Here is an 834-nt window from a genome sequence, read left to right on the forward strand (position 1 = left end):
CGTTAGCTTCGCTACTCACGNCTTAAAGNCACAAACAGCTAGTAGACAGCGTTTACGGTGTGGACTACCAGGGTATCTAATCCTGTTCGCTACCCACACTTTCGCACATGAGCGTCAGTCTTTGGCCAGGGAGTCGCCTTCGCCACTGATGTTCCTCCAGATATCTACGCATTTCACCGCTACACCTGGAATTCCACTCCCCTCTCCAAGACTCTAGTCTGCCAGTTCTAAATGACCATCCCAGGTTGAGCCCGGGGCTTTCACATCTAGCTTAACAAACCGCCTGCGTGCGCTTTACGCCCAGTAATTCCGATTAACGCTCGCACCCTCCGTATTACCGCGGCTGCTGGCACGGAGTTAGCCGGTGCTTCTTCTGTTGTTAACGTCACGGCTAGCAGGTATTAACTACTAACTTTTCCTCACAACTGAAAGTGCTTTACAACCCGAAGGCCTTCTTCACACACGCGGCATGGCTGCATCAGGGTTTCCCCCATTGTGCAATATTCCCCACTGCTGCCTCCCGTAGGAGTCTGGACCGTGTCTCAGTTCCAGTGTGGCTGATCTTCCTCTCAGAACAGCTAGAGATCGTTGCCTTGGTAAGCCTTTACCTTACCAACTAGCTAATCTCACTTGGGCCTCTCTTTGCGCCGGAGCCGAAGCCCCGTTTGGTCCGTAGACGTTATGCGGTATTAGCAGTCGTTTCCAACTGTTATCCCCCTCGCAAAGGCAAGTTCCCAAGCATTACTCACCCGTCCGCCACTCGTCAGCGAAGTGCAAGCACTTCCTGTTACCGTTCGACTTGCATGTGTTAGGCCTGCCCCCCCCAGCCACAAG

The 834-nt window shown here is 53.2% G+C and carries 1 rRNA gene; it reads right to left on the minus strand.

The features are described 5' to 3' along the window. Positions 1–834 (minus strand): 16S ribosomal RNA (locus ACX5J7_RS03755); the annotation flags it as partial.

It is taken from the genome of Alteromonas infernus (assembly GCF_902705815.1).